At 59.9% G+C, this 2,566-nt stretch carries 3 protein-coding genes; 2 read left to right on the top strand and 1 reads right to left on the bottom strand.

Annotation, left to right across the window (positions count from 1 at the left end; all coding sequences use genetic code 11):
* Together EOA22_RS30525 and EOA22_RS30520 are read left to right on the top strand one after the other, a co-directional pair.
* Positions 1-524 (top strand): amino acid synthesis family protein (locus EOA22_RS30525; protein WP_164756038.1); only part of this gene is annotated, 524 nt, incomplete at its 5' end.
* Positions 525-846: 322 nt separating this feature from the next.
* Positions 847-1,986, top strand: a complete 1,140-nt coding sequence (locus EOA22_RS30520) for an NAD(P)/FAD-dependent oxidoreductase (protein WP_063170693.1) — start codon at positions 847-849, stop codon at positions 1,984-1,986.
* 161 nt (positions 1,987-2,147) lie between these two features.
* Here EOA22_RS30520 and EOA22_RS30515 read toward each other — a convergent pair whose 3' ends face one another.
* Positions 2,148-2,489 carry an FAD-dependent oxidoreductase gene (locus EOA22_RS30515; protein ID WP_245478723.1) on the bottom strand — a complete coding sequence of 114 codons (342 nt, stop codon included), beginning with the start codon at positions 2,487-2,489 and terminating at the stop codon, positions 2,148-2,150.
* Positions 2,490-2,566: the final 77 nt, after the last annotated feature.

The following is a 2,566-nucleotide window of genomic DNA, read 5'->3' as shown; positions in this document are numbered from 1 at the left end:
CTGGTAAACCGGTCACATCGATCGTCGTCGCCGCCGTGTTGAAGAACCCGTGGATGGGACGGGGCTTCGTCGAAAACCTTCGCCCCGAGATCATCGACATCGCTCCCAGGCTCGGCGCCGAACTTACGCAGCGGCTGACCGCCTTGATGCCGCCGGCCGAGATCGAATCCTACGGCAAGGCCGCGGCCGTCGGTATCAATGGCGAAATCGAACACGCCTCGGCGCTGATCCACACGCTGCGCTTTGGCAATCTGTTCCGCGATGCCGTCGGCGGCTCCACCTATCTCGAATTCTGCAACACCAGAAACGCCGCGGGGGCGTTGTTGTCACTGCCAATGATGCACAAGAGCGAGAACGGGAGGCGCTCGCATTTCATCACCGCGAACTTCCAGATCGCCGATGCACCGGGTGCCGATGAAGTGCTGGTTGCCATTGGTGCAGCCAACGGCGGACGCGTTCACGCCAGGATTGCCGACAGGTTCCAGGATATAGCGGAAATGGACGCGGAAAACGGCTCCTCCTGATAATCGGAGTCGTGTCAGGTCGTAAACCGGCCAGCCTTTGTCCTGTCTTTCAAGCGCGCCATTGCGGGACATTGGCTGCGAAAGGCCTTCTACAAAGCGGGGTGGCTCCTGGGAAGGGGGACCTTGTTTCGTGCAAGGAGCCGACCTATTCTAGGCTCCGTCGCGAAAAACAACTGCCTGACCATTGTCACCTTCGTCAGGCAGGTGAGTACACGTCAACTGTGCACAGCACGGTTCGGCCAGCGTCTCCGAGAGCAACCGCCCGACGAGAAGTCGGGCTCATGGCAACCGTCATTCCGACGGATGCATTGGAGCGCTAAAAATGCGAAATCATATTGCAATCATTGGTGCGGGCCTTGGTGGCCTCACGCTTGCCCGCGTTCTTCATGTCCATGGCGTTTCAGCCACGGTCTATGAAGCCGACGCCTCCTCTGCATCGAGAGCGCAGGGGGGACTTCTCGACATTCACGCATACAACGGTCAGCTCGCCCTCAAATCCGCAGGTCTGTTTGACTCGTTTCTTCAGCTCGTCCGTCCTGGCGAAGATGCAAAACGGATTGTCGACAAGGACTGTCATATCTTGTTCGACAGGCCGGGCAGCCACAGCGGCGAGCGTCCTGAAGTGGACCGGGGCGAGCTTCGCAAGATGCTCATCGATTCGATCCCGGCCGATATGATCCATTGGGACCATAAGGTCACGTCCGTGGCAGCTACCGAGGACAATCGCCATGAGATCACCTTCATGGACGGCTCAAAGGTGACCTGCGACCTTGTCATTGGGGCCGATGGCGCGTGGTCGAAGGTCCGTCCACTGCTTTCTGATTCAAAGCCGGCCTACACGGGAACGTGTTTCGTCGAGACATTCCTTTTCGATGGCGACACGCGCCACAAGGCGAGCGCAGAGGCGATCGGCAGCGGCACGCTGATGGCCGTTGCGCCCGGCAAAGGTATCCTGGCGCATCGCAATGCCGACGGAAGTCTGCATGTCTACGTCGCCTTGAACAAACCGGAAGACTGGATCGCTTCGATCGATTTCAGTGACGCTGAAGCTGGGTTGGCTCATATCGCCGGGCAATTCGAAGGATGGGCTCCGCAGCTGACTGCCCTCATCACGGACTGCGACACCGATCCAGTGCTTCGACCGATCTATGCGCTCCCGGTTAGTCATCGCTGGAGCCGGGTGCCAGGCGCAACTTTACTCGGCGATGCCGCGCATCTGATGTCCCCATTCTCTGGCGAAGGCGCGAACCTCGCCATGCTTGATGGCGCGGAGCTTGCCCAGGCGCTCCTTGCCTATCCTGATGAGATCGAAGCCGCACTCACTGTCTACGAAAAGAGACTCTTCCCACGAAGCGGCAAGGTGGCCCAAGAAACCGAGCAGAACCTAAAGCGGTTTTTTGACGACACCGCACCGCAAAGCGTGGTCGATCTGTTCAGTGCGATGCAGGCATCGGCGAAGTAATCGCACTGGGGCGTGACTCGTTGAAGTCCCCGACAACACGACCGGTCGGAGGCCCAGGAGCACATCTGGGCTCCGCGGTGATACCGGCGGAATCTGGAAGGAGGTCCAATGCGAAGCGGGCTCGATCTAAGCGGTATCCGGCGCAACCGCTACCCCGTTGTTCAGAGATATCGCACAGGGGATACAGCCTGAGTCACCTGATCTTCGGCCCTGCCGCCCGCCAGTTCCGAGAATAGCCGGGCGCTTGTGGGTCCAAGGGTAAATCCCTGATGGCCGTGACCAAAATTGCACCAGAGGCCGGGGATTTTGGGAACGGCGCCAACTACCGGAAGCATGTCTGGCATGCATGGCCGCCAACCTGCCCAGGGCTCAGGCTCGACGGCTTCACCGAAATCGATCACCTCGCGCGCCATACGTTCGGCTCGGGCCAGTTGCCAAGGCGTCTTGGTCGACGCGAAGCGGGCAATCTCGGCGCCCGTGGTCAGTCGAAGCCCTTGACTCATGGGGCAATAGAGGGCCGCGGCGGCAACATCGAACAACGGCCTGCCTGGAAGGCGATCGGCTTTGTAGTGCCTGTGGT

This window comes from Mesorhizobium sp. M7A.F.Ca.US.014.04.1.1 (genome assembly GCF_003998745.1).
GTDB classification, from domain to species: Bacteria; Pseudomonadota; Alphaproteobacteria; order Rhizobiales; family Rhizobiaceae; genus Mesorhizobium; species Mesorhizobium ciceri.
The sequence above is the reverse complement of the archived record's forward strand: the minus strand, read 5'-3'. Positions and strand labels throughout refer to the sequence as shown.

Coding starts and splice junctions, on each gene's coding strand:
- EOA22_RS30520 (WP_063170693.1), top strand. CDS start 847: ATGCGAAATCATATTGCAATCATTGGTGCGGGCCTTGGTGGCCTCACG.
- EOA22_RS30515 (WP_245478723.1), bottom strand. CDS start 2,489: ATGAGTCAAGGGCTTCGACTGACCACGGGCGCCGAGATTGCCCGCTTC.